Annotated in this window: 20 protein-coding genes; 15 read left to right on the plus strand and 5 right to left on the minus strand. The window is 61.5% G+C overall.

From position 1 onward, the window contains the following. The first annotated feature begins 2 nt into the window (after window positions 1–2). The 7 genes from H0Z09_RS08515 to H0Z09_RS08545 all read left to right on the plus strand — a co-directional run bounded on the left by H0Z09_RS08515 (window position 3) and on the right by H0Z09_RS08545 (window position 9,175). Window positions 3–812 (plus strand): CheR family methyltransferase, encoded by an 810-nt coding sequence (locus tag H0Z09_RS08515; RefSeq protein ID WP_186689618.1) that lies wholly within the window; start codon window positions 3–5, stop codon window positions 810–812. Then, window positions 809–1,330 carry a chemoreceptor glutamine deamidase CheD gene (gene cheD, locus H0Z09_RS08520; RefSeq protein WP_186689620.1) on the plus strand — a complete coding sequence of 174 codons (522 nt, stop codon included), beginning with the start codon at window positions 809–811 and terminating at the stop codon, window positions 1,328–1,330. Before H0Z09_RS08515 ends, cheD begins: the two co-directional genes overlap by 4 nt. Further along, window positions 1,293–2,375 carry a chemotaxis response regulator protein-glutamate methylesterase gene (locus H0Z09_RS08525; RefSeq protein ID WP_186689622.1) on the plus strand — a complete coding sequence of 361 codons (1,083 nt, stop codon included), beginning with the start codon at window positions 1,293–1,295 and terminating at the stop codon, window positions 2,373–2,375. The genes cheD and H0Z09_RS08525 overlap by 38 nt, the downstream gene beginning before the upstream one ends. A gap of 203 nt (window positions 2,376–2,578) precedes the next feature. Next, complete coding sequence (gene mexE, locus H0Z09_RS08530; RefSeq protein WP_186689624.1) at window positions 2,579–3,817, plus strand: multidrug efflux RND transporter periplasmic adaptor subunit MexE; 1,239 nt, start codon at window positions 2,579–2,581, stop codon at window positions 3,815–3,817. 15 nt (window positions 3,818–3,832) lie between these two features. Next, entirely contained in the window at window positions 3,833–7,012 is a 3,180-nt protein-coding gene (locus H0Z09_RS08535; protein ID WP_186689626.1) for an efflux RND transporter permease subunit, read from the plus strand. Further along, the gene (locus H0Z09_RS08540) at window positions 7,009–8,424 is read left to right on the plus strand and encodes a TolC family protein (protein ID WP_186689628.1); all 1,416 of its coding nucleotides are present in this window, start codon (window positions 7,009–7,011) and stop codon (window positions 8,422–8,424) included. Before H0Z09_RS08535 ends, H0Z09_RS08540 begins: the two co-directional genes overlap by 4 nt. A 232-nt stretch (window positions 8,425–8,656) precedes the next feature. Continuing rightward, on the plus strand, window positions 8,657–9,175 hold the full coding sequence (locus H0Z09_RS08545; protein WP_186689630.1) for a hypothetical protein: 519 nt from the start codon (window positions 8,657–8,659) through the stop codon (window positions 9,173–9,175). A 736-nt stretch (window positions 9,176–9,911) separates the two neighbouring features. Here the strand turns inward: H0Z09_RS08545 and H0Z09_RS08550 are convergent. Continuing rightward, complete coding sequence (locus H0Z09_RS08550; protein WP_186689632.1) at window positions 9,912–10,934, minus strand: AraC family transcriptional regulator; 1,023 nt, start codon at window positions 10,932–10,934, stop codon at window positions 9,912–9,914. Window positions 10,935–11,173: 239 nt separating this feature from the next. Here H0Z09_RS08550 and efeU point away from each other — a divergent pair, with 239 nt between their 5' ends. From efeU to efeO (H0Z09_RS08570), 4 genes are read left to right on the plus strand one after another with little or no spacing between them, the layout of a single operon-like run. Beyond that, complete coding sequence (gene efeU / locus H0Z09_RS08555) at window positions 11,174–12,019, plus strand: iron uptake transporter permease EfeU (protein ID WP_186689634.1); 846 nt, start codon at window positions 11,174–11,176, stop codon at window positions 12,017–12,019. Window positions 12,020–12,029: 10 nt separating this feature from the next. Then, window positions 12,030–13,232 carry an iron uptake system protein EfeO gene (efeO, locus tag H0Z09_RS08560; protein ID WP_186689636.1) on the plus strand — a complete coding sequence of 401 codons (1,203 nt, stop codon included), beginning with the start codon at window positions 12,030–12,032 and terminating at the stop codon, window positions 13,230–13,232. A 14-nt stretch (window positions 13,233–13,246) separates the two neighbouring features. Next, window positions 13,247–14,551 carry an iron uptake transporter deferrochelatase/peroxidase subunit gene (gene efeB / locus H0Z09_RS08565; RefSeq protein ID WP_186689638.1) on the plus strand — a complete coding sequence of 435 codons (1,305 nt, stop codon included), beginning with the start codon at window positions 13,247–13,249 and terminating at the stop codon, window positions 14,549–14,551. A 27-nt stretch (window positions 14,552–14,578) separates the two neighbouring features. After that, the gene (gene efeO / locus H0Z09_RS08570; RefSeq protein WP_186689640.1) at window positions 14,579–15,397 is read left to right on the plus strand and encodes an iron uptake system protein EfeO; all 819 of its coding nucleotides are present in this window, start codon (window positions 14,579–14,581) and stop codon (window positions 15,395–15,397) included. 189 nt (window positions 15,398–15,586) lie between these two features. On the opposite strand, the gene pssA is transcribed toward efeO (H0Z09_RS08570), so the two are convergent. Further along, on the minus strand, window positions 15,587–16,930 hold the full coding sequence (gene pssA, locus H0Z09_RS08575) for a CDP-diacylglycerol--serine O-phosphatidyltransferase (protein WP_186689642.1): 1,344 nt from the start codon (window positions 16,928–16,930) through the stop codon (window positions 15,587–15,589). Window positions 16,931–17,054: 124 nt separating this feature from the next. Between pssA and H0Z09_RS08580 the strand changes: the two genes are divergently transcribed. Together H0Z09_RS08580 and H0Z09_RS08585 are read left to right on the plus strand one after the other, a co-directional pair. Beyond that, entirely contained in the window at window positions 17,055–17,618 is a 564-nt protein-coding gene (locus tag H0Z09_RS08580; RefSeq protein WP_186689644.1) for a TetR family transcriptional regulator, read from the plus strand. Window positions 17,619–17,672: 54 nt separating this feature from the next. Beyond that, window positions 17,673–18,152 carry a nuclear transport factor 2 family protein gene (locus H0Z09_RS08585; protein ID WP_076952303.1) on the plus strand — a complete coding sequence of 160 codons (480 nt, stop codon included), beginning with the start codon at window positions 17,673–17,675 and terminating at the stop codon, window positions 18,150–18,152. A 179-nt stretch (window positions 18,153–18,331) separates the two neighbouring features. Here the strand turns inward: H0Z09_RS08585 and H0Z09_RS08590 are convergent, their stop codons facing one another. Together H0Z09_RS08590 and H0Z09_RS08595 are read right to left on the minus strand one after the other, a co-directional pair. Beyond that, entirely contained in the window at window positions 18,332–19,489 is a 1,158-nt protein-coding gene (locus H0Z09_RS08590; protein WP_186689646.1) for a PQQ-dependent sugar dehydrogenase, read from the minus strand. A gap of 12 nt (window positions 19,490–19,501) precedes the next feature. Continuing rightward, entirely contained in the window at window positions 19,502–19,822 is a 321-nt protein-coding gene (locus H0Z09_RS08595; protein ID WP_186689648.1) for a hypothetical protein, read from the minus strand. 184 nt (window positions 19,823–20,006) lie between these two features. Here H0Z09_RS08595 and H0Z09_RS08600 point away from each other — a divergent pair, with 184 nt between their 5' ends. After that, window positions 20,007–20,840 carry a Ku protein gene (locus tag H0Z09_RS08600; protein ID WP_076952306.1) on the plus strand — a complete coding sequence of 278 codons (834 nt, stop codon included), beginning with the start codon at window positions 20,007–20,009 and terminating at the stop codon, window positions 20,838–20,840. A gap of 3 nt (window positions 20,841–20,843) precedes the next feature. Beyond that, on the plus strand, window positions 20,844–22,778 hold the full coding sequence (ligD, locus tag H0Z09_RS08605) for a DNA ligase D (RefSeq protein WP_238340209.1): 1,935 nt from the start codon (window positions 20,844–20,846) through the stop codon (window positions 22,776–22,778). A gap of 18 nt (window positions 22,779–22,796) precedes the next feature. On the opposite strand, the gene lpxO is transcribed toward ligD, so the two are convergent. Beyond that, entirely contained in the window at window positions 22,797–23,696 is a 900-nt protein-coding gene (lpxO, locus tag H0Z09_RS08610) for a lipid A hydroxylase LpxO (RefSeq protein ID WP_186689655.1), read from the minus strand. Window positions 23,697–23,813: the final 117 nt, after the last annotated feature.

Genomic DNA, 23,813 nt, shown 5'->3' on the forward strand with positions numbered 1-23,813 from the left:
CCATGTCAGACGCCGCTGCACTCGATGACCGTGAGTTCGGTCAATTCCAATCCTGGCTGTACCGCGCGGCCGGCATCAACCTGTCGCCGGCCAAGAAAGCCCTGGTGGCCGGGCGCCTGTCCAAGCGCCTCAAGCACTATGAGCTGGACAGCTATGGGGACTATTTCAAGCTGATCATGAGCGACCAGCGCCAGGGCGAGCTACAGGTCGCGCTGGACCTGCTGACCACCAACGAAACCTACTTTTTCCGCGAGCCCAAGCACTTCGACTTCCTGCGCCAGCAGGTATTGCCCAAGGCCGCACCGGGCAAAGTGTTTCGCGTGTGGAGCGCGGCCAGCTCCTCGGGCGAAGAACCCTACAGCCTGGCGATGACCCTGGCCGAGAGCCTGGGCACCACGCCCTGGGAAGTGGTCGGCTCGGACATCAGCACCCAGGTGCTGGCCAAGGCGCGCAACGGGCATTACTCCATGGAGCGCACTGGCACCCTGCCCCAGCCGCTGCTGACCAAGTACTGCCTCAAGGGCATCGGGCGCCAGGAAGGCACGTTCCTGATCGACAAGACCTTGCGCAACCGCGTCAGCTTCGTGCAGGTCAACCTGAACGAGCCGTTGCCCGCGCTCGGAGAGTTCGATGTGATCTTCCTGCGCAACGTGATGATCTATTTCGACCAGCAGACCAAGCGCCAGGTGGTCGCCCGTTTGTTGCCGCTGCTCAAACCCGGCGGCTATTTCATCATCAGTCACTCGGAAAGCCTCAACGGGGTGAATGACACCTTGAAGCTGGTGGCGCCGTCGATCTACCACAAGCCATGAAAAAGCCTCTCGGTGCGGCCGAAGTGGTGTTGGCGCCTGGCCAGGTCAGTTTCGCCACGCGGCCGACGCGCCTGCGTACCCTGCTCGGCTCCTGCGTGGCGTTCACCTTCTGGCACCCGCAACGGCTGATCGGCGGCATGTGCCACTTCATGCTGCCGGCGCGCTTGCGCAGCAATCAACCGCTGGATGGCAAATACGGCGACGAAGCGCTGGAGCTGTTGCTGCGGCATACGCGCGTGCATGGCACGCGACCGCAGGATTACCAGGTGAAGGCGTTCGGCGGCGGCCAGATGTTCCCCGCTGAGCAGCACCAGAATGTAGCCAGCTTGAATATCCGCGCAGCGCTGGCCCTGGCCGAGCAGCACCATTTGCACCTGGCGGCCCAGGACATGGGCAGCACCGGCTATCGCACTATTGTGTTCGACCTGTGGAACGGCAACGTCTGGGTCCGGCATCAACCAATGGGAATACTTGAAAACAATGCCTTCGAAAAAAATCAGTGTATTGCTGGTCGATGACTCGGCCGTGGTGCGCCAGGTGCTGCTGGCGATCTTCAACGATACGCCGGACATCCACGTCATGGGCGCGGCTTCCGACCCGATTTTCGCCATGGACAAACTCGCCCGCGAGTGGCCGGACGTGATCGTGCTGGACGTGGAAATGCCACGCATGGACGGCATCACCTTTCTGCGCAAAATCATGAGTGAGCGGCCGACACCGGTGGTGATCTGCTCCTCTCTGACCCAGAAAGGCGCGGAGACCTCGCTGCAGGCGCTGTCGGCCGGCGCGGTGGAGATCATCACCAAGCCCACCACCGGGTTGAAGAACTTCCTGATCGAGTCGGCGGCCGAGCTGGTCGCGGCGATCCGTGCCGCCGCCCATTCCAACGTGAAAAACCTGGGCAAGCGCACTGCGCGACCGACACCCGCGCCTGCGCCGGCGGGCAAGCTCAGCGCCGATGCGATCCTGCCCGCCGCCAACGGCCAGGCCATGGCCCAGACCACCGAACGCATCGTCGCCATCGGTACGTCCACCGGCGGCACCCAGGCGCTGGAAGCGGTACTGACGGCGCTGCCAAGGGTGTGCCCGGGCATGGTGATCGTGCAGCACATGCCGGAGAAATTCACCGCGTCCTTTGCCGAACGCCTCAACAGCGTGTGCCAGATCGAGGTGCGCGAGGCCCGCAACAACGACCGCATACTCCCCGGCCTGGCCCTGATCGCCCCCGGCGGCAAACACTTGATGGTGACGCGAAGCGGCGCCTTTTATCACGCGCAGGTCATCGACGGGCCGCTGGTCAACCGCCACCGCCCCTCGGTGGATGTGCTGTTTCGCTCGGTCGCCAAGTTTGCCGGCAAGAACGCCACCGGCATCATCATGACCGGCATGGGCGACGACGGCGCCCGGGGCCTCAAGGAAATGCTCGATGCCGGTGCGGCCACCGTGGCCCAGGACGAGGCCAGTTGCGTGGTGTTCGGCATGCCCAAGGAAGCCATCAAGCTCAATGCCGCGCAGCGCATCATGGCGCTGCAGGATATTCACCAGGCGATACTGCATAAGTGAGAAACGCACCACTGTTGCGCAACCGATAACAGTCCTTTGTTATCACGCCCATTGATAGCCCCCTAACGAAACCCCCATGCTAGAGGGCTAATCTCGCGCTTATATCATTCCGAATGATAGTTACCTTTGCTTCATTCGATTCGTGACATAGCACATCGCCGCGCATGATCCGCCCATCTCAAATACATTGGCGGATGCACCTCATGGAACAGTCATTCAACTATTTGCGCTTACCCCTGGCGATTCTGGCCGTGGCGGTGATGAGCGCATGCGGCAAGGCCCCGGACCAGGCGGCCGCCATGCCGGCGCCCAAGGTCAGCGTGGCCAAGGTGCTGGAACAACCGGTCAACGAGTGGGATGAATTCACCGGTCGCCTGGAAGCCCCAGAGACCGTGCAAATCCGTCCACGGGTTTCCGGCCAGATTGACCAAGTCGCTTTTACCGAAGGCGCTTTGGTCAAGAAAGGCGACCTGCTGTTCCAGATCGACCCACGTCCTTTCCAGGCCGAAGTGCGCCGCCTTGAAGCCCAGCTTGCCCAAACCAAGGCCGCCGCCAGCCGCAGCGATAACGAAGCGCAACGTGGCGAACGCCTGCGCCAGAGCAATGCGATTTCCGCCGAACTGGCCGACTCGCGCACCACCGCCGCCCAGGAAGCCCGCGCCGCCGTCGCCGGGATCCAGGCGCAGTTGGACCTGGCCAAGCTCAACCTGAGCTTCACCCGCGTGACCTCGCCGATCAGCGGCCGCGTCAGCCGTGCCGAAATCACCGCCGGCAACCTGGTGACCGCCGATGTCACCGCCCTGACCAGCGTGGTCTCCACCGACAAGGTCTACGCCTACTTCGATGCCGATGAGCGCGTGTTCCTCAAGTACACCGAACTGGCCCGCCAAGGCCGTCGCGGTGCAACCACACCGGTGTACCTGGGCCTGTCCAACGAAAGCGGCAACCCGCACCTGGGCCAGATGAACTTCATCGATAACCAGGTCAACCCGGCCACCGGCACCATCCGTGGTCGCGCCGTGTTCGACAACAGCAAGGGCGAATACACCCCGGGCCTGTACGCACGCCTGAAGCTGGTCGGCAGCGGCACCTACTCCGCCGTGCTGATCAACGATGAAGCCGTCGGCACCGACCTGGGCAAGAAGTTCGTGCTGGTGATGGACGGCGACAAGCCAGCCTATCGCTCGGTGGAACTGGGGCCGAAGATCGAAGGCTTGCGCATCGTGCGCAGCGGCCTGACCAAGGACGACACCGTGATCGTCAAGGGCCTGCAGCGTGCGCGTCCAGGCTCGCCGGTCGCTCCGGAAACCATCCCGATGGCCAGCAAGGAAACCCTCGCCGCCTTGGCCCAACAACGACAAGCGCTTGAAGCGAGCAACCTGGAACAGGTGGCGCCGGAAAAAGCCGCGCCCAAACTGGCCAGCGCGACTCCACGCGGTTAAGGGATACGACTCAAGATGAATTTTTCCAAGTTCTTCATTTCGCGGCCGATCTTCGCAGCGGTGCTTTCGCTGTTGATCCTGATCGCCGGCGCGATTTCGCTGTTCCAGTTGCCGATCAGCGAATACCCGGAAGTGGTGCCGCCGACCGTCGTGGTCCGCGCCAACTTCCCGGGCGCCAACCCCAAGGTCATCGGCGAAACCGTGGCCGCACCGCTGGAGCAGGCGATCACCGGCGTCGAGAACATGCTGTACATGTCCTCGCAGTCGACCGCCGACGGCAAGCTGACCCTGACCATCACCTTCGCCCTGGGCACCGACCTGGACAACGCGCAGGTACAGGTACAGAACCGTGTCACCCGCACGCAGCCAAAACTGCCCGAGGAAGTGACGCGCATCGGTATCACCGTGGACAAGGCCTCCCCCGACCTGACCATGGTGGTGCACTTGACCTCGCCGGATCAGCGCTACGACATGCTGTACCTGTCCAACTACGCGATCCTTAACATCAAGGATGAGTTGGCGCGGCTCGGCGGCGTGGGCGATGTGCAGCTGTTCGGCATGGGCGATTACTCCCTGCGCGTCTGGCTGGACCCGAACAAGACCGCTTCGCGCAACCTGACCGCGACCGATGTGGTCACGGCGATCCGTGAGCAGAACCGCCAGGTGGCGGCCGGTGCCCTGGGTGCGCAGCCCGCACCGAGCGACACCAGCTTCCAGTTGTCGGTCAATACCCAGGGGCGCCTGGTCACCGAGGAAGAGTTCGAGAATATTGTGATTCGCGCCGGCGCCAACGGTGAAATCACCCGCCTCAAGGACATCGCCCGCGTCGAGCTGGGCTCCAGCCAATATGCGCTGCGCTCGCTGATCGACAACCAGCCGGCCGTTGCGATTCCGATTTTCCAACGTCCCGGCTCCAACGCCATCGACATCTCCAACGATGTACGCAGCAAGATGGCCGAGCTGAAAAAGGGCTTTCCGGCGGGCATGGATTACCGCATCGCCTATGACCCGACGATCTTTGTGCGCGGCTCCATCGAAGCGGTGGTGCACACCCTGTTCGAAGCGCTGATCCTCGTGGTGCTGGTGGTGATCCTGTTCCTGCAGACCTGGCGTGCTTCGATCATCCCGTTGGTGGCGGTGCCGGTGTCGTTGATCGGTACGTTCGCGGTGATGCACCTGTTCGGGTTCTCGCTCAACGCCCTGTCATTGTTCGGCTTGGTACTGGCCATCGGCATCGTGGTGGACGACGCCATCGTGGTGGTGGAGAACGTCGAGCGTAATATCGAGCTGGGCCTGGAGCCGTTCCCCGCGACTGAAAAAGCCATGAGCGAAGTGACCGGTCCGATCATCGCCACGGCGCTGGTGCTGTGCGCGGTGTTCATTCCAGCCGCCTTTATCAGTGGCTTGACCGGACAGTTCTACAAACAGTTCGCCTTGACCATTGCGATCTCGACGGTGATCTCGGCCTTCAACTCGCTGACCCTGTCTCCTGCCCTGGCTGCCGTGTTGCTGCGGGCTCATGACGCACCGAAGGATCGCTTCTCGCGGTTTCTCGACAAAATCTTCGGCGGCTGGTTGTTCCGCCCCTTCAACCGCTTTTTCGAAAAAGCCAGCCATGGCTACGTGGGTACCGTGCGCCGAGTGATTCGCGGCAGTGGCATTGCCCTGTTCGTGTACGCCGGCTTGATGGTGCTGACCTTCTTCGGGTTTGCCCACACCCCGACCGGTTTCGTACCGGCCCAGGACAAGCAATACCTGGTGGCCTTCGCGCAATTGCCCGATGCCGCGAGCCTGGACCGCACCGAAAACGTGATGAAGCGCATGTCCGACATCGCGCTGAAACAGCCCGGCGTGGAAAGCGCGATTGCCTTCCCTGGCCTGTCGATCAACGGTTTCACCAACAGCCCCAACAGCGGCATCGTGTTCGTGACCTTGAAGCCCTTCGATGAGCGCAAAGACGCGAGCATGTCCGCCGGTGCGATTGCCGGTGCGCTGAACGGCCAGTACAGCAACATCGAAGAAGCCTACATGGCGATCTTCCCACCGCCGCCGGTACAGGGCCTGGGCACCATTGGTGGCTTCCGCCTGCAGATCGAAGACCGTGGCAACCTCGGCTATGACGAGTTGTACAAAGAAGTGCAGAACGTCATCACCAAGAGCCGCGGCGTGCCGGAGCTGTTTGGGCTGTTCACCAGCTACACGGTCAACGTGCCCCAGGTCGATGCCGCCATCGACCGTGAAAAGGCCAAGACCCACGGCGTGGCGATCAGCGACATCTTCGATACCCTGCAGGTCTACCTGGGTTCGTTGTATGCCAACGACTTCAACCGCTTCGGGCGCACCTACCAGGTCAACGTGCAGGCCGAGCAGCAGTTCCGCCAGGACTCCGACCAGATCGGCCAACTGAAGGTGCGCAACAACAAAGGCGAGATGATCCCGTTGGCGACCTTCATCAAGGTCAGCGACACCTCGGGTCCCGACCGCGTGATGCACTACAACGGCTTTATCACCGCTGAGATCAACGGCAACGCCGCACCGGGCTACAGCTCCGGCCAGGCCCAAGTCGCGATCGAAAAACTGTTGAAGGATGAACTGCCCAACGGCATGACCTACGAGTGGACCGACCTGACCTATCAGCAAATCCTCTCGGGCAACACCGCGCTGTTCGTGTTCCCGCTCTGTGTGCTGCTGGCGTTCCTCGTACTGGCCGCCCAATACGAAAGCTGGAGCCTGCCGTTGGCGGTGATCCTGATCGTACCGATGACGCTGCTGTCGGCGATTACCGGGGTGATCATCTCGGGCGGCGACAACAACATCTTCACCCAGATCGGCCTGATCGTACTGGTGGGCCTGGCGTGCAAGAACGCGATTCTGATTGTCGAGTTCGCCAAGGACAAACAGGAGGAAGGCCTCGATCCGCTGGCGGCGGTACTGGAAGCTTGCCGTCTGCGTCTGCGGCCAATCCTGATGACCTCGTTCGCCTTCATCATGGGTGTGGTGCCACTGGTGTTGTCCAGCGGTGCCGGTGCCGAGATGCGCCATGCCATGGGCGTGGCGGTGTTCTCCGGGATGATCGGTGTGACCTTCTTCGGCCTGTTGCTGACACCCGTGTTCTACGTATTGATCCGTCGCTATGTGGAGCGCCAGGAAGCGCGCAAAGCGGCCAGGGCCTTGAAGCTGGAGACACAGCAATGAGTGTGAAAGTGTTTATGCCGAGCTTGCTGGTCCTGGCGCTGAGCGCCTGTGCCGTGGGCCCGGACTACAAGACCCAGACTCCGGAGGCGGCGAATATCACCGCCGCCGCGGATGCCAAGCAATACGATCACGCCAGGTTCGAAGGCATCTGGTGGCAGCAGTTCGAGGACCCTACCCTCAACCAGTTGGTGACTCAGTCGCTGCAGGGCAACCGTGATCTGCGCATAGCCTTTGCCCGTCTGCGGGCGGCGCGTGCGATCCGCGATGACGCCAGCAACGACGCCATGCCGACCATCACCAGCCGTGTCAGCAGTGACCAGGGCAAGGGCCAGATCCCCGGCCAGACCACCCGCCGCGTCAAGACCGAGCGTTACGACCTCGGCCTGGACATGGCGTGGGAACTGGACCTGTTCGGCCGCATCCAGCGCAACCTGGAAGCGAGCGACGCCGACCAGCAGGCTGCCGAAGCGGATCTGTACCAGTTGCAAGTGACCATGATCGCGGAGCTGGTGGACGCCTACGGTCAACTGCGCGGCGCGCAACTGCGTGAACGCATTGCCCTGGACAACCTGAAGAACCAGCAGGACTCACGCACCATTACCGAAAGCCTGCGCGATGCCGGCGTGGGCGACCAACTCGACGTGGAGCGCGCCAACGCACGCCTCGCCGCGGTGGAAGCCAGCGTGCCGCAACTGCAAGCCGAACAAGTGCGCGAGCGCAACCGCATCGCCACCCTCCTCGGCCAGCGTCCCGACAAGCTCAGCGTAGACCTGAGCCCCAAGGACCTGCCGGCCATCGCCAAGGCCTTGCCGATCGGTGATCCGGGACAACTGCTGCAACGTCGCCCGGACATCCTCAGCGCCGAACGCAAACTGGCGGCGGCCACCGCGCGCATCGGCGTGGCCAAGGCTGACTTGTTCCCTCGGGTCAGCCTCAGCGGCTTCCTCGGCTTTACCGCCGGGCGTGGCTCGCAGATCGGCTCGTCCGCCGCCAACGCCTGGGCCCTTGGCCCGAGCATCACCTGGGCAGCCTTCGACCTGGGCAGCGTGCGCGCGCGTTTGCGCGGCGCGGACGCCGAGGCGGATGGCGCCCTGGCAACCTACGAGCAGCAAGTGCTGCTGGCGCTGGAAGAATCGGAAAATGCCTTCAGTGATTACGGCAAACGCCAGCAGCGTCTGGTCTCGTTGATTCGTCAGAGTGAGTCCAGCCGCGCCGCCGCCGACCTGGCCGCGATCCGCTACCGCGAAGGCACCGTGGACTTCCTGGTGCTGCTGGACGCCCAGCGCGAGCGTCTGGCCGCCGAGGATTCCCAGGCCCAGGCCGAAGTGGATCTGTATCGCGGGATTGTCGCGATCTACAAAGCGTTGGGAGGCGGCTGGCAGCCGGACACGGTTGTGGCAACCGCCAAGTGAAGTAAAGAGCTCCTTTGGTTGGTCGCATCCAGCCAATTTTTAGCCCCGTGAGCCATTCGGTCATGGGGCTTTTTTTTGGCTTGATGCTTTATAAGGATAATTATTAGGAAGTTTCCTGCGAGTTATTCAGCCTCATCTGTCAGAGGGATCTGAAACTGTTTTCGAGCGCTAATGTTGGATTGTAGAGTGTCGATAACGGGGGTGTAGTTCTTACTCTAGGCAGGAGACAGATATGCAAGTTACAACCACCCCGACCGCGTTATCGAAGCAAACCGATGCTCGCGTGATCAGAAATCCAACGATGGTGACGAATGCGTTTACGCTGACAGAAGAGTCCGAGGCGGCGGAGACGCTGAAGCTTAAGGACCCAGAAAAAATTAACGACCTGAAAATTTTCTTAAAACGTTATGACTTCACTTCGATCAGCACCAACGAACTTAAAGAAGTGGGCAGCATGCTCTACGATAACAAACTCATAGATGACAATACGTTCATGATGTTCATAGCGGGAGACGGCGCATCAGATGCCAATGGCCGCCAAACGAAAATGGACGTTAAATTCAATGCAATCGCTTTGTTCAACGAGAAGCTGGAGGATAACATGGCGTATTTCAAGACTGATCGATATTCGAAACCTGAGCACGTCGCCTACATCACTCACCGAATGGTCAGTGCCAATCAGGCGCTTAACGCGATGGTTTACTTCGCAAATTTCCCAGTCAGCGCCCTTTCTATAGATGAACACGCATGATCAACAAACACTAAAAAGCAGCGCGTTGAAGGTATCCATCAACGCGCTGCTTACAGGGTATTAACGCCCGTATCTGACGCTACCTGAATAAGACTTTGAAATTGCATCAGGATTGTCCAACCTCACTCGATACGTGCCGAAACCACCAACATGGGAGACGCTACTCCCTATGCTAGTGGCGACGGACTGCCAGCCCCCTCCCAACTCTCGCTCAATGGAAATTCGAGGTGCACTTCCCGCACCGCCTGGAGACACATTGGCATCAATGCTAGCTCCGGAACAGCCGTTAACGGGTGTGATCGTAAATGGCCCATGCGCCGTCAGCTCCGTTTTACCTTCTATGATACCGCTGTAACTTTCAGACACGTACAAGCACAACGCCGACACCTGAAACGACAATCCCAGCAATAAAGCAAATGGAAACACTATAAGACGTCTCATAAATTCACCTTCATAAATAAATGATCAAATCCTCAGCATGCGACGCATGCAACAAAGCAACCACAGGCTTTCATTTCCCATAGGCGTTCCTCACAGACGGACGATGATTGGTCATACTGATTATTCACTGCTGCACCTTAACTAGAACCCAGTGAACATCGGCGAGAACCACGCCATTACTATGCATGACCTTTCACACACGAGTAGCCGCTCGCTTCCTAAAAAGTTGCGGGAAAGCTCTTCAGACTTTTATGAAGGACGACGGTGTCTATATCTCTGATCTTCAAACTTAGGACTAAACGCGCGCAACCTCATTCAAAATCAAACTCCGATAATGCCCTGGGTTCGACCCGCTCCACTTACGAAATGCCTTATAAAACGAACTCGTATCGGCAAACCCCAGCCGCTCGGCAATCTCGGCAAAGCTGATCTGCGCTTCCGCCAGCCAGACAATTGCCAGCTCCTTGCGCACGCTGTCCTTGAGGCCCTGATAGGTCTGGCCCTCTTCCGCCAGGCGGCGGCGCAGGGTCGAGGCGGAGATGCACAGGCTGGCGGCGAGGCCTTCGGTTTCCGGCCAAGTGTCGGGGGGCATGTGGCGCAGGTCGTATTTGATGCGGTTGGCCAGGCTGTCGGGGTCGCGGTATTTGACCAGGATGTTGGCCGGCGCGTGGGCCAGGAAGCGTTTGAGTTCTTCGGCGCTGCGCTTGATCGGCAAGTCCAGGCAGTCGGCGGAAAAGATCATGCGGGTGCGCGGGCGGTCGAAGCGCAGGTTGTCGGAGAACATCACCTTGTAGTCGTCGCAGAAGTCCGGTCTCGGGCAGCGCAGTTCGATGGCCAGGATCGGAATGCGCCGCCCGGCCAGCCAACAGGCCACACCGTGGACAATCATCCAGTAGGTAAAGTAGGTGAAGGCGCGACGGGGATCGGACTCGGGCTCGAGCAACACGATTTCGGCCAGGCTTTGTTGGCGCACCAGTTGCGCGGGCAGTTGCTCGAGCATCAGCGACAGGAACCCCAGGCCGGTTTCCAGGCTGGTGGCGAGGGTGGGTTGCGCCATGGCCGCGCGGCAAAGGAACGCCAGGCTGCCGGACTTGAGCTTGCGCGGGTCCATGCCGAAGAATTCGTCATCCGTGCGTCGTGCCAGCAGGCGCCACAGGCGTGCGTAGGTCGTGGCCGGCACACGCGCGGTGGGCTCGGTCAACCGTTGGGGATCGATACCGGCCTTGTGCAACACTTCGGCACTGGCTGCACCGGACGCGCAGCTTTGCAACAAGGCTTCGCGCACGAGGTGGATGGAGATGGTGTCTTTGTCCGGCATGGGTGCGGTGCGTGCCCTGTGGGGGGGGAAATGCCGCCATCTTAGGCAGTCGCGCGGTAAAAGAGTAGGCGCCGCGCGGTCGACGCCCCAAGTCTGGCGCAACGGGCATCACGCCGCCATCGCTGAGAAAGCCTCCACACCGTTCAGCCTATGTTCAGCTAAAGTCAATATTTCTCGTTTAGCAATGAGTATCATTATGTTACAACTTAGCACCCTACCTGGTTCTGCTGCGGTGCCGAATGCTCGTTCCTTTTCTCATCATGCTGCGCGAAGGCATTGAAGCCGCATTGATCGTCGGCATTATCGCCAGTTACCTGCAGCAGACCGGCCGCGGCCAGTGGATGCCGGCCGTGTGGGTCGGTGTGTTTCTCGCGGCCGCGCTGGCTTTGCTGGTGGGTGGTGGCCTTGAGTTGGTCAGCGCCGAATTTCCGCAAAAACAGCAGGAGTTGTTCGAGGGCATCGTCGGCCTGGTCGCGGTGGGCATCCTCAGTTCGATGGTGTTCTGGATGCGCAAAGTAGCGCGGTCGATCAAGCATTCGCTGCACCAATCCCTGGACCACGCCCTGGCCGGTTCCCGGCACCAGGTCACCGCGCTGATCCTGATGGTGTTCTTCGCCGTGGCCCGCGAGGGCCTGGAGACCGTGTTTTTCCTGCTGGCGGTGTTCCAGCAGAGCGAAGGCCCGGGCGCACCGATGGGCGCCCTGCTCGGCCTGGTCCTGGCAATCATCGTCGGCTGGCTGATTTACACCGGCAGCATGCGGTTGAACCTGGGTGCGTTTTTCCGCTGGACCGGCCTGTTCATCCTTGTGGTGGCCGCCGGCATTCTGGCCAATTCGGTGCAGGCGCTGCACGAAGCCGGGGTGTGGAACCACTGGCAAACCGTGCTCTTCGACTTCAGCGCCGCGTTACCCATGGACAGCCCGCTGGGCTCGGTGCTGGCCGGCATGTTCGGCTATCAGGAAGCCCCCACCCTCAGCACGCTCGGCGCCTACCTGATTTACCTGGTGGTGGCCCTGGTGATGTTCTTCCTGCCCGCCGCGCCGCCCAAGCCTGGCGCCACGCCCTCTTCCGTTTCCACTCAGTAAGGACCGCACCTTGTCCAACCCAACTCCTCAACCGGCGCCACCGCCCCGCGCCCTGCGCTGGGCCGTGGCGGGCTCGGTGGTCGTGATGATCGCCGCCGGCGGCCTGTTCTATTACGCCTCGCAACGGGCGGCTAGCAAACGCCAGGCCAACCACGATGAAATCGCCGTGACCATCCATGGCCACGCCTGCGAGCCGAATGAGCTGAGCGTGCCCGCCGGGCGCGCCAGCTTCCGTATCATCAACCGCTCCGATCGTGCGGTGGAATGGGAAATTCTCGACGGCGTGCTGGTGGTCGAAGAACGCGAAAACATTGCCCCGGGCCTGAGCCAGGTGATCAACGCCAACCTGCTGCCGGGCGACTATGCGATCACCTGCGGCCTGTTGAGCAACCCACGCGGCACCTTGCACGTGACGCCGACTGCCGCATCCGACGCCCAGGCCAAGGCCAAGCCGTCGATGGTGGCGTTTATCGGTCCCTTGTCTGAGTTCCGCGTGTACTTGAGCAGCCAGGGCAGCGCCTTGATCAAGGCCGCGACCGCCCTGCAGCACGCCATCGACGCGGGTGATCTGGCCCAGGCACAAACGCTCTACATACCGGCACGTGAGGCTTACCAGCGACTCGCCCCCGCCTCGCAACGCCTGGCGCAGCTGGACAATGCGATCAACGCGCGCGCCGACTACTTCGAGAAGCGCGAACAGGACCCAGCCTTCAGCGGTTTCCACCGCCTGGAATACAGCCTGTTCCAACAACGCAGCCTCGACGGCCTGGCCCCGATTGCGCAGCAGTTGGTGACCGACGTCACTGCCCTCAAAGGGCAACTGTTGGCCCAGCCCCTGCCTCCCGAGCAACTGGTGAGCATCGTCGTGCGCAACCTCAACAGCCTGGCCGAGGTACGCGCCATCAGTGGTGAAGAGGAACGCTACAGCCACGTCGACCTGAATGGTTTCGCCGGCAACCTGCAAGCCGCCCACAAGGTGGTCGACCTGATGCGCCCATTGCTGACCAAGTCCGCCGCCGAGCTGTTAACGAACATCGACAGCGCGCTCGCGGCACTCGACGCCGAACTCAATGCTTTGAAAGTCGACGGCCAGTACAGCCGCTACGACAGCGTGACCGCCGATCAGCGCAAGCAGATCGCCGACAAGGCCAAGGCTCTGGCCGTTGCACTCGATGGAATCGACCCCGCCCTTGGCCTTTCCGGCCTGCAGTGAAGACGACCGCACCCATGAGCGATTCAAAACAGTTTGATCTCCAGCGCCGCCGCGTCCTGCTGGGCATGGCCGCCACCGGTGCCGCGATTGCCGGCGGCAGCCTGGCCTGCCCGGCCATGGCGACCGCAGCCGAGCAAGTGACTACCGCTCCGCGCAGCGACAAAACCCAGGACCACCACGACTTTTTCGGCCGCCACCAAAGCGGCATCGTGACCCCGCGTCCGGCCTGCGGCATGCTCGTGGCATTCGATGTGCTGGCCAGCGACCGTGCAGATCTGGAGCGCCTGTTCCGCACGCTGAACGAACGCATTGCGTTCCTGATGACCGGCGGCACCGTGCCGCAAGTGGACCCGAAACTGCCACCTACCGACTCCGGGATTCTGGGCCCGGTGGTCACGCCGGACAACCTGACCATCACCGTGTCCGTCGGTGAGTCGCTGTTCGATGAGCGCTTTGGCCTTGCCACCGCCAAGCCCAAGCGCCTGATCCGCATGGTCGGCTTTCCCAACGATGCGCTGGAGCCGGCGCAGTGCCACGGCGACCTGAGCCTGCAGTTCAGTTCCAACACCCCCGACACCAATATCCACGCCCTGCGCGACATCGTCAAAAACCTGCCGGACCTGCTCCTGGTGCGCTGGAAGCAGGAAGGCAGCGTGCCGCCCCAGGCGCCGGCCAAGCCTGGAGAGCCTGCGCAGAGCGCGCGTAACTTCCTGGGCTTTCGCGACGGTTCGGCCAACCCGAACTCCAACGACGACAAAGCGATGAACCAGATTGTGTGGGTGCAGCCTGGCAGCGACGAGCCGGCCTGGGCCGCCAACGGCAGCTACCAGGCCGTGCGCATCATCCGCAACTTCGTCGAACGCTGGGACCGTACCCCGCTGCAAGAGCAAGAGAGCATCATCGGTCGCATCAAGCCCAGCGGCGCGCCCATGGACGGCGACAAAGAAACCCAGGTGCCCGACTACAGCAAGGACCCGCAAGGCAAGTTGACCAAGCTCGATGCCCATATCCGCCTGGCCAACCCACGCACCCCACAGACCCAGGCCAACCTGATCCTGCGTCGGCCGTTCAACTACTCCAACGGCGTCAACAAAAACGGTCAGCTGGACATGGGGCTGTTGTTCATCTGCTACCAGGCTGATCTGGAGAAAGGTTTTATCAGCGTGCAAACCCGGCTGAACGGCGAGCCCCTGGAGGAATACCTCAAGCCGGTTGGCGGCGGGTACTTCTTCAGTTTGCCGGGGGTCGCGGGCCCGGATGATTTCATCGGGCGGACATTGCTGGCCGCAACGCACCTTCACACCCCTGCCAATACCTAAAACAACCCTCAGAGCGGATACCGTCCCATGAAGAAGTCGACTATTGCGTTGTCGTTGTTAATCACCCTGTCCCCGCTGGCGGCCTTCGCCGCGACCGCGCCGCTGGACCTGGTAGGCCCGGTGTCGGACTACAAGATCTACGTCACCGAAGAAATTGGTGAGCTGGTCACCCAGACCCAGGCCTTCACCGATGCCATCAACCGAGGCGACCTGGCCACCGCCAAAAAGCTCTACGCGCCGACCCGCGTGCACTACGAGTCCATCGAGCCGATCGCCGAGCTGTTCAGCGACCTCGACGCGTCCATCGATTCGCGCGTGGATGACCACGAGAAAGGCGTGACCGCCGAAGATTTCACCGGCTTCCACCGCATCGAATACGCACTGTTCTCGCAGAACAGCACCCAGGGCCTGGAAACGCTGACCGCCAAGCTCAACACCGACGTCAACGACCTCAAGACCCGCGTCGACGGCCTGGCCTTCCCGCCGGAAAAAGTCGTCGGCGGCGCCGCGGCCCTGCTCGAGGAAGTCGCCGCCACCAAGATCTCCGGCGAAGAAGACCGCTACAGCCACACAGACCTGTATGACTTCCAGGGCAACATCGACGGCGCGAAGAAAATCGTCGACCTGTTCCGTGGCCAGATCGAGAAGCAAGATAAAGCCTTCCTGGCCAAGGTCGACAAGAACTTCGCGAGCGTGGACAAGGTCCTGGCCAAGTACAAGACCAAGGACGGCGGCTTCGAGACCTACGACAAGGTCAAGGAAAACGACCGCAAGGCCCTGGTCGGCCCCGTCAATACACTGGCTGAAGATTTGTCGATGTTGCGCGGCAAGTTGGGCTTGAACTAAACGCTTTGAGGACGCAGTAAGAACTTGTAGTGAGCGGGCTTGCCCCGCGCTGGGGGGGGCGAAGCCGCCCTAATACAGTCACCGCCGAGTTACAGATAAAACCGTGTCGCCTGGTTTGGGGCGGCTTCGCCCCCCAGCGCGGGGCAAGCCCGCTCACTACAAGGATTTGTCAGGCGTTGAAAGGGGTAATTACAGGATGCGGTACAGCAACCGTTCGATCCGCACCCGGCTGACCCTGCGCAGGAACTTGCCGACCGCCTCCGGGTAATCCGGCAACGTTTGCAAGTCCAGGTACCGCTCGATGCGCGTGGTGTGCTGGAAAATCTGCGCCAGCTCGGTGCGCCGCGGTTCGAGCCACTGGCCTTGGGGGTCGTCGATCAGCAAGGCGTTTTCCAGATCGAGGCGGAACGCCCGTGGGTTGAGGTTGTTGCCGGTGAGCAAGGTGTAACGCTGGTCGACCCACATGCCCTTGAGATGGTAAGTGTTGTCGCCGTCGTGCCACAGGTGCAGGTTCAACTGGCCGCTGTCGATCATCGGCTGATGGCGCTTGGCGAAGCGGCGCAGGCTGATTTCGTACAGGTAGGGCAGTGCCGCAATCACCTTGAATGGCTCGCTCGGCGGGATATAGAAGTCGTTGGCGGTCTTGTCGCCAACGATGATGTCTATCTTCACCCCGCGCGCCAGGGCCCGGTTGATTTCACGGGTCACCGGCAGCGGCAGGTTGAAATACGGTGTGCAAATGGTCAGTTGATCCCGGGCGCTGGCGATCAGTTCAAGGATCACCCGGCTCAACGGATTGTTCTTGCCTACCCCAAGCAACGGGCTGACCGACAGATGCCCATTGGGCAATTGCCCGGCCGTGGTGTCGTAGGCCGCGTGCTTGAGACGGCTACGCAGGTCGCCGATGTCGTTGCGCAGGCTGCGGGTGGTCGGCGGATTCGGCAGGTCCAGGCGATGCACGGCCTTGGACGCAACCAGGCCGTGCTCCACCAGGTGCTGCATGGAGTCGGCGAGCGGTTTGTTGTGGATCAGGTGGTAACGGTCGAAGCGGTATTTGTCGAACTTGTGCAGGTACACGTTGTTCAGGCTGGCGCCGCTGTAAAGCACCGTGTCGTCGATCACAAAGCCCTTGAGGTGCAGTACGCCAAACAGCTCGCGGGTTTGCACGGGCACGCCGTACACCGGCACTTCGGTGCTGTGTTGCTCGGTCATGGCCTGATACCAGGCGCTGTTGCCCGGCTGCTTGCCAGCCCCGATCAAGCCGCGCTGGGCCCGCAGCCAATCGACCACCACCACGATGTCCAATTGCGGCCGCGCAGCCTTGGCGGCGTGCAGCGCGTCATAGATTTCCTGCCCCGCCTCATCCTGCTGCAGGTACAGCGCGACGATATAGATGCGTTGGGTGGCCTGGGCGATTTTTTCCAGCAGGCAGCGCCGATACGCGTCGGCGCCGGACAGCACCTGGAGCGCCTCGGGCGTGAGGGGGAAACCGCGCAGTTTGGGCAACAGAGAGCGTTTGAAGAACGACGGCATAAGGCTCGCAATGGGTCGAATCCGAGGAAGTCCCGAGCTTACACCATGGGGGTGCCCAGGTCTCGCTGCGCGGTCGGCAAAAGAGGGCTTGACCAAGAAGAACGATCGTTCTACTGTGCGCAACATGAACGAGCAGACCGGCAATGAAACCCGCGAAATCATCCTCGACGTCACCGAAAAGTTGATCTATCGCCATGGCATCGCCGCCACCGGCATGGATTTGCTGGTGAAAACCGCCGGCGTCTCGAGAAAGAGTATTTACCGTTATTTCGCCAACAAAGATGAATTGGTGATCGCCGCGCTGCAACGCCGCGACCAGCGTTGGCTGCAGTGGCTGCGCGATGAGGTGGAACGCAGCGAAGGCACGGGTGAGCGCCTGTTGGCGCTGTTCAGCGCCCTCAAGGCCTGGTTCGGCACCGCCGATTTCCGGGGCTGCGCCTTTATCAATACCAGCGGCGAGACCGGCGACCCACAGCACCCGGTACGTCTGCTGGCCAAGGCCCATAAACAGAAACTGTTCGAGTACGCACTTGAACTCTGTCAAGCACATGGCAGCCCCGACCCCGAACGGCAGGCCGCGCAGCTGCTGATCCTGATCGATGGCGCCATTACCGTCGCCCTGGTGATGGGCGACTCGACCGCTGCCGATAACGCGCAATGCATGGCCCGAACCTTATTTGCACTTTGAGCCCGCAGCCCAACACAACGCTCGATAAAACTTTTAGTCTGGAGGAATTGCCCCATGTCATCGACCGCAGAAAAACGCCCCCCTTTGCCGCCGTTTACCCGCGCGTCGGCCATCGAAAAAGTGCGCCTGGCCGAAGACGGCTGGAACTCCCGCGACCCGGAACGCGTGTCCCTGGCCTACACCCTCGACACGCAGTGGCGCAACCGTGCGGAATTCGCGCATAACCGCGAAGAGGCCAAAGGCTTTCTGACCCGTAAATGGGCCAAGGAGCTCGACTACCGGTTGATCAAGGAGTTGTGGGCGTTCACCGATAACCGCATCGCGGTGCGTTATGCCTATGAGTGGCACGACGACTCAGGCAACTGGTTCCGCTCCTACGGCAATGAAAACTGGGAATTCGACGCCAATGGATTGATGGCCAACCGTTTCGCCTGCATCAATGACATGCCGATCAAGGAAAGCGAGCGCAAGTTCCACTGGCCGCTGGGCCGACGCCCGGATGAGCATCCGGGGCTTTCAGAACTCGGCCTGTAGACCTTTGAAGCTGTCTCATAAATATCCCTGTAGTGAGCGGGCTCGCCCCGCGCTGGGTGGCGGAGCCGCCCCAAACCAGGCGACTCGGCTTTATCTGTAAATCGGCGGTGACTGTATTAGGGCGGCTTCGCCCCCCAGCGCGGGGCAAGCCCGCTCACTACAAATAGGGTAAATACCGCTTAGTCCTGGTTCAAACCGACGCGATACAACACACCGTTATCCTCATCCGTCAGCACATACAAAAAGCCATCCGGCCCCTGCCGTACGTCGCGGATTCGCGCTTTCAAGCCGCCCAGCAATCGCTCTTCGTGGACCACCTTGTCGCCATCAAACTGCAGCCGAATCAACTCCTGGCTGACCAGTGCGCCGATAAACACGTTGTGCTGCCAGGGCTTGAAGCGATCCGCATCGTAGAACGCCATGCCGCTGATACCCGGCGACTTTTCCCAGACATGATGAGGCGCCACCGTGCCTTCCACTGTCTTGCCCTGTGCTTCGGGAATCGGCGTCAGGGAATAGTTGATGCCGTGGGTTGCCAATGGCCAGCCGTAGTTCTTGCCGCGCTCGATGATGTTGACCTCATCGCCGCCGCGCGGGCCGTGCTCGTTCTCCCAGATCGTGCCGCTCCAGGGGTTCAGCGCCAGCCCCTGCGGATTGCGCTGGCCGTAGGACCAGATTTCCGGGCGCACGCCGGGTTGGCCGACGAAGGGGTTGTCATCCGGCACGCGGCCGTCCGGGTAGATGCGCACGACCTTGCCTTGCAACTTGTCCAGGTCCTGGGCTGTGGGGCGGTCGTTGTTTTCTCCCAGGGTCACGAACAGGTAGCCATCGCGGTCAAAGGCCAGGCGCGAGCCGAAGTGATTGCCGGTAGACAGCTTCGGCTCCTGGCGCAGGATCACTTGGAAATCGCTCAAGCCACTCAGGTCGGCCGCCAGGCGCCCACGGCCTACGGCAGTGCCGGCCGTACCGCCCTTGCCGCCACCTTCAGCGTAGGACAGGTAGACCATGCGGTCCTGCTTGAAGTCCGGCGACAGCACCACGTCCAGCAAACCGCCCTGCCCTTTGGCCCATACCTCGGGCACGCCTGTCAGCGGGGCGGAGAGCTTGCCGTCCGGGCTGACGAAGCGCAGGTGGCCGGGACGCTCGGTGACCAGAAAGCCCTGCTTGTCCGGCAGAAAGGCGACCGCCCACGGGTGGTCGAGGCCTTTGGCGATCGGGGTGGCGGTGATGCTGCCTTGTTCGCTGGGGAACTGCTGGGCGTCAACGGCGAAGGCGACCGTCATCGGCAGCAGCGTGGTTGCGCACAGCGCGGCTAGCAGGGTTTTGCGTAAAAACATAAGGCTGGGTCCTTACCGGCGATTGCCGCTGGCGTCATAGGTGGGGGTTCTGGGTTGGGTGGCCGGACGGCTGGGCGCGGCATCGCGCCGGGGGTAACCGTTGCCGATGCCGCGGTTCTCCAGGGTCGGCCTGGGCGTGGTCGGCCCGGTCTGGATACCGCGGATGGCCGGTGCGTTGGGCTGGGTGCCCTGCATGCTGTTGGGGTTGGCCCGGTGAATCGGGCCGTTGTTGGCATTGTTGTTGGTGCTTCCGGGCAGGTTCTGTGCCCATGCCGCCGGCACCAGGGCCAGGCCCAACAACAGCGCTGCAATGTGACGCCTGCAACTGTTCATGACAAAGTCTCTCTGGGGCGACGAGTACGTGCTTTCGATAACACGCTACGCCCTGGGTTCGGCTTTCGACACTAAATAGTTTCTCATCAGGTGTAACACGATCTGTCCGCGCATCTGCCCGGGGAAACTTTTCCCGCAGCGTCCGAGTCACCAGAACACAGCCCCTACTCAAGGAATCGCACATATGCCTCGAGCAATCTGGAAAGGCGCCATCAGTTTTGGCCTGGTGCATATCCCGGTGTCGCTGGTTTCGGCCACCTCCTCCCAAGGTGTCGACTTTGACTGGCTGGACAAGCGCAGCATGGACCCGGTGGGCTACAAGCGCATCAACAAGACCACCGGCAAGGAGATCACCAAGGAAAACATCGTCAAAGGCGTGGCCTTCGAGAAAGGCCGCTATGTGGTGATCAGCGAGGAAGAAATCCGCGCGGCTCACCCCAAATCGACCCAGACCATCGAAATCATCGGGTTCGTCGCCAGCGATCAGATCCCCTTGCAGAACATCGATACGCCTTACTTTCTTGCACCGGATAAACGCGGCGGCAAGGTCTACGCGCTGCTAAGGGAAACCCTTAAAAAAACCGACAAAGTCGCCCTGGCCAATGTCGTGCTGCACACCAAGCAGCACCTGGCGGCATTGATGCCCCTGGAATCGGCGCTGGTATTGGTGATGCTGCGATGGCCGGCCGAAGTGCGCAGCCTGGACGAACTGGAACTGGGCAGCGACGTGACCAAACCCAGCCTGGCCAAAGGTGAGTTAGACATGGCCAAGCGCCTGGTGGAAGACATGAGCGCCGAGTGGCAGCCCGACGAATACCGCGACAGCTTCCAGGAAAAAATCATGGCGCTGGTGGCCAAGAAGGCCAAGGCCGGCAAGATCGAGGACGTTGAAACCGGCAATGACACCGAGGAGCGCAAGTCGGCCGATGTGATCGACCTGACGGAACTGCTCAAGCGCAGCCTGGCAGGCAAACCGACCAAGAAGCCCGCCGCGAAGAAATCCAACAAGGCCTCCTAAGCCATGCCAAAGCCCGATGACCAGACTGCCCAGGCCAGCAAGCCCAGGCCCCGAGCCAGAGCCCGGAAAGACACGGCGGCCCTGCCCGAGCAATTCACCCCGCAATTGGCCACGCTGGTTGACCGCGCACCGGAAGGCGCCTGGCAATATGAGGTCAAGTACGACGGTTACCGCATGCTCGCGCGCATTCGCGACGGCGAGGTGCGCCTGTTCACGCGCAACGGTGACGATTGGACCGAACGCCTGCCGCGCCAAACCAAGGCCTTGCAGGCCCTCAAACTCAAGGACAGCTGGCTCGACGGCGAGGTAGTGAGCCTGAACGGCGATGGCCTGCCGGACTTCCAGGCGCTGCAAAACGCCTTTGATATCGGGCGCAGCCTGGACATCGTCTACTACCTGTTCGATGCCCCGTTCCTCAATGGCCAGGACCAACGCCAGGCGCCTGTCGAGAAACGGCGCGCCGAGCTCAAGGCGGCCTTGGGCGCCAACAAAAGCAAATTGCTGCGTTTCTCCGAAGCCTTTACCGCTCACCACCGGGACATTATCGAAAGCGCCTTCGACCTGGCCCTGGAGGGCGTGATCGGCAAGCGCCTGGGCAGTCCGTACGTGTCCAGCCGCAGTGCCGATTGGGTCAAGCTCAAGTGCCGCTTGCGCCAGGACTTCGTGATCGTCGGCTACACCCGGCCAAAGGGTTCGCGCAGTGGTTTCGGCGCGCTGTTGCTGGCCGTGAATGACGATTCCGGGCTGGTGTACGCCGGGCGCGTGGGCACCGGGTTTGATCAAGCCGCGCTCACCTCGATCTACGCGCAACTCACGCCGCTTGAACGCAAGGCTTCGCCCTTGGAGAAACCGCTGACCAGCGCCCAGACGCGTGGCGTGCATTGGGTGGAACCGACGTTGGTGGGCGAAGTGCAATTCGCCGAGTGGACCCGCGAAGGCGTCATCCGCCAGGCGGCGTTTGTCGCGCTGCGCACCGACAAACCGGCCGCGCAGATCATTCATGAGCAACCGCGAACGGCCAAATCCATGAAAGCAGCCAAGCAACCCGACACCGATGTGAAGATCACTCACCCGGACCGCGTGATCGATCCGCAAAGCGGCACGCAAAAACAGCAACTGGCGCAGTTCTACGACAGCATCAGCCAATCGATTCTGCCCTTCCTGGTGCATCGCCCCGTTGCACTGCTCAGGGCACCGGAAGGCATCGAAGGCGAGCAGTTCTTCCAGAAACACTCGGAACGCCTGGCCATTCCCAACATTAAGCAACTGGACCCGGCGCTTGATCCTGGCCATGCACGCCTGATGGAAATCGACAGCCCCCGCGCGTTGATCGGCGCCGTGCAGATGGGTACCGTGGAATTGCACACCTGGGGCGCCACCACCGACAAAATCGAAACCCCGGACCTGTTTGTGCTCGACCTCGACCCAGACCCGGCACTGCCCTGGGCAGCCATGGTGGAAGCGGCGCAACTGACCCTGTCGGTACTGGACGAACTGGGGCTGCAGACATTCGTCAAGACCAGCGGCGGTAAAGGCCTGCACCTGGTCGTGCCACTGGCACGACGCGATAACTGGGACACCGTCAAAGCCTTCGCCAAGGCTGTCTCGCAGTTCATGGCCGAGCGATTGCCCGAGCGTTTTACCGCCACGTCGGGGCCGAAAAACCGCGTCGGCAAGATATTTATCGACTACCTGCGCAATGCGCGGGGCGCCAGCACGGTAGCGGCGTACTCGGTGCGTGCGCGCCCGGGTTTGCCGGTGTCGGTGCCGGTCAGTCGCGAGGAACTCGAAGGGCTGAGCGGCGCCCAGCAGTGGACAGTCGCCAACCTGCAGGAGCGCTTGAACGGCTTGAAGGCCGATCCTTGGGCCGGGTATGCCAACCGCCAAAAAATCAGCCGGAAAATGTGGGACAAACTGGGCGCTCAACCGCCTGAGTGAATGGCGCCCTGGTCAGGCTCAGATCAGCAGGAAAATCGCGAGCAACGCGGCGAAGAATGCCCACTGCTCCAAGTAATACCGTGCGCGGTTGCGCTTCTTGAGCGCCTTGCCGCGCAACCGAATTTTGTACAGTCGAGCGAACGCGCGGTTGAGCCCGCCGGTCTTGTCGCCGGCATCGTTGGGCGAACCCGCCGCGGCCATCACGGTGCGGCTGAACCAACGATTGAAGGCGGCGGCCCAGCGGTACTTCATTGGGCGTTCGATATCGCAGAACAAGATGATGCGGTTGTGCTGCGTGGTGTTTTCGGCGTAGTGAATGTAGGTCTCGTCGAACATCACGGCCTCACCGTCGCGCCAGTAGTAATGCTCGCCATCCACATTGATGTAGCAGCCTGGATCGTTGGGTGTGTCCAGGCCCAGGTGATAGCGGTACGAGCCTGCATAAGGATCGCGATGGCGCACCAGCCTGGAGCCCGGCGGCAGCTCGGCGAACATCGCGGCCTTGATCGAGCCGATACGCTGCACCAGCTCGGTGGTGCGCGGGCACAGCTTCATCGCCGACGGATGACTGTCGCCGTACCACTTCAGATAAAAGCGCTTCCAACCGGACTTGAAGAACGAGTTGAAACCCACGTCGTTGTATTGCTGCGAACGCTTGATTTCACCTGCACGCATCAGGTTCCGGCCTTCCAGGCGAATGTCCTCCCAATGCTCCTGCAGCGGGCTCAGGTCGGGGAAGTCGTTGGGCGACAAATAAGGTCGGCTGGGCAGCTTGGAGAACAGGTAGAGGAAACAGTTGATCGGCGCCAGGAAAGTCGAATGATCACTGAGCTGCCGGCCCAGCTTGTGCCGTACCCGGCCACGTAGGTGTACATAGGTAATCGAGGCAAGGTAGAGAACAACGATGATGAGCTTCAAGGGATGTCGTCACACGTCAGAAGAAAACCGGCTGCTCCTGCGTGCCCACAACGGCCGAGGTTTGGATAGCAGTACCTGAAATCACAATTCACACAATCGGCACGACCGGCTGAGTGG

This window comes from Pseudomonas sp. SWRI18, assembly GCF_014268345.1.
Lineage (GTDB): Bacteria > Pseudomonadota > Gammaproteobacteria > Pseudomonadales > Pseudomonadaceae > Aquipseudomonas > Aquipseudomonas cedrina.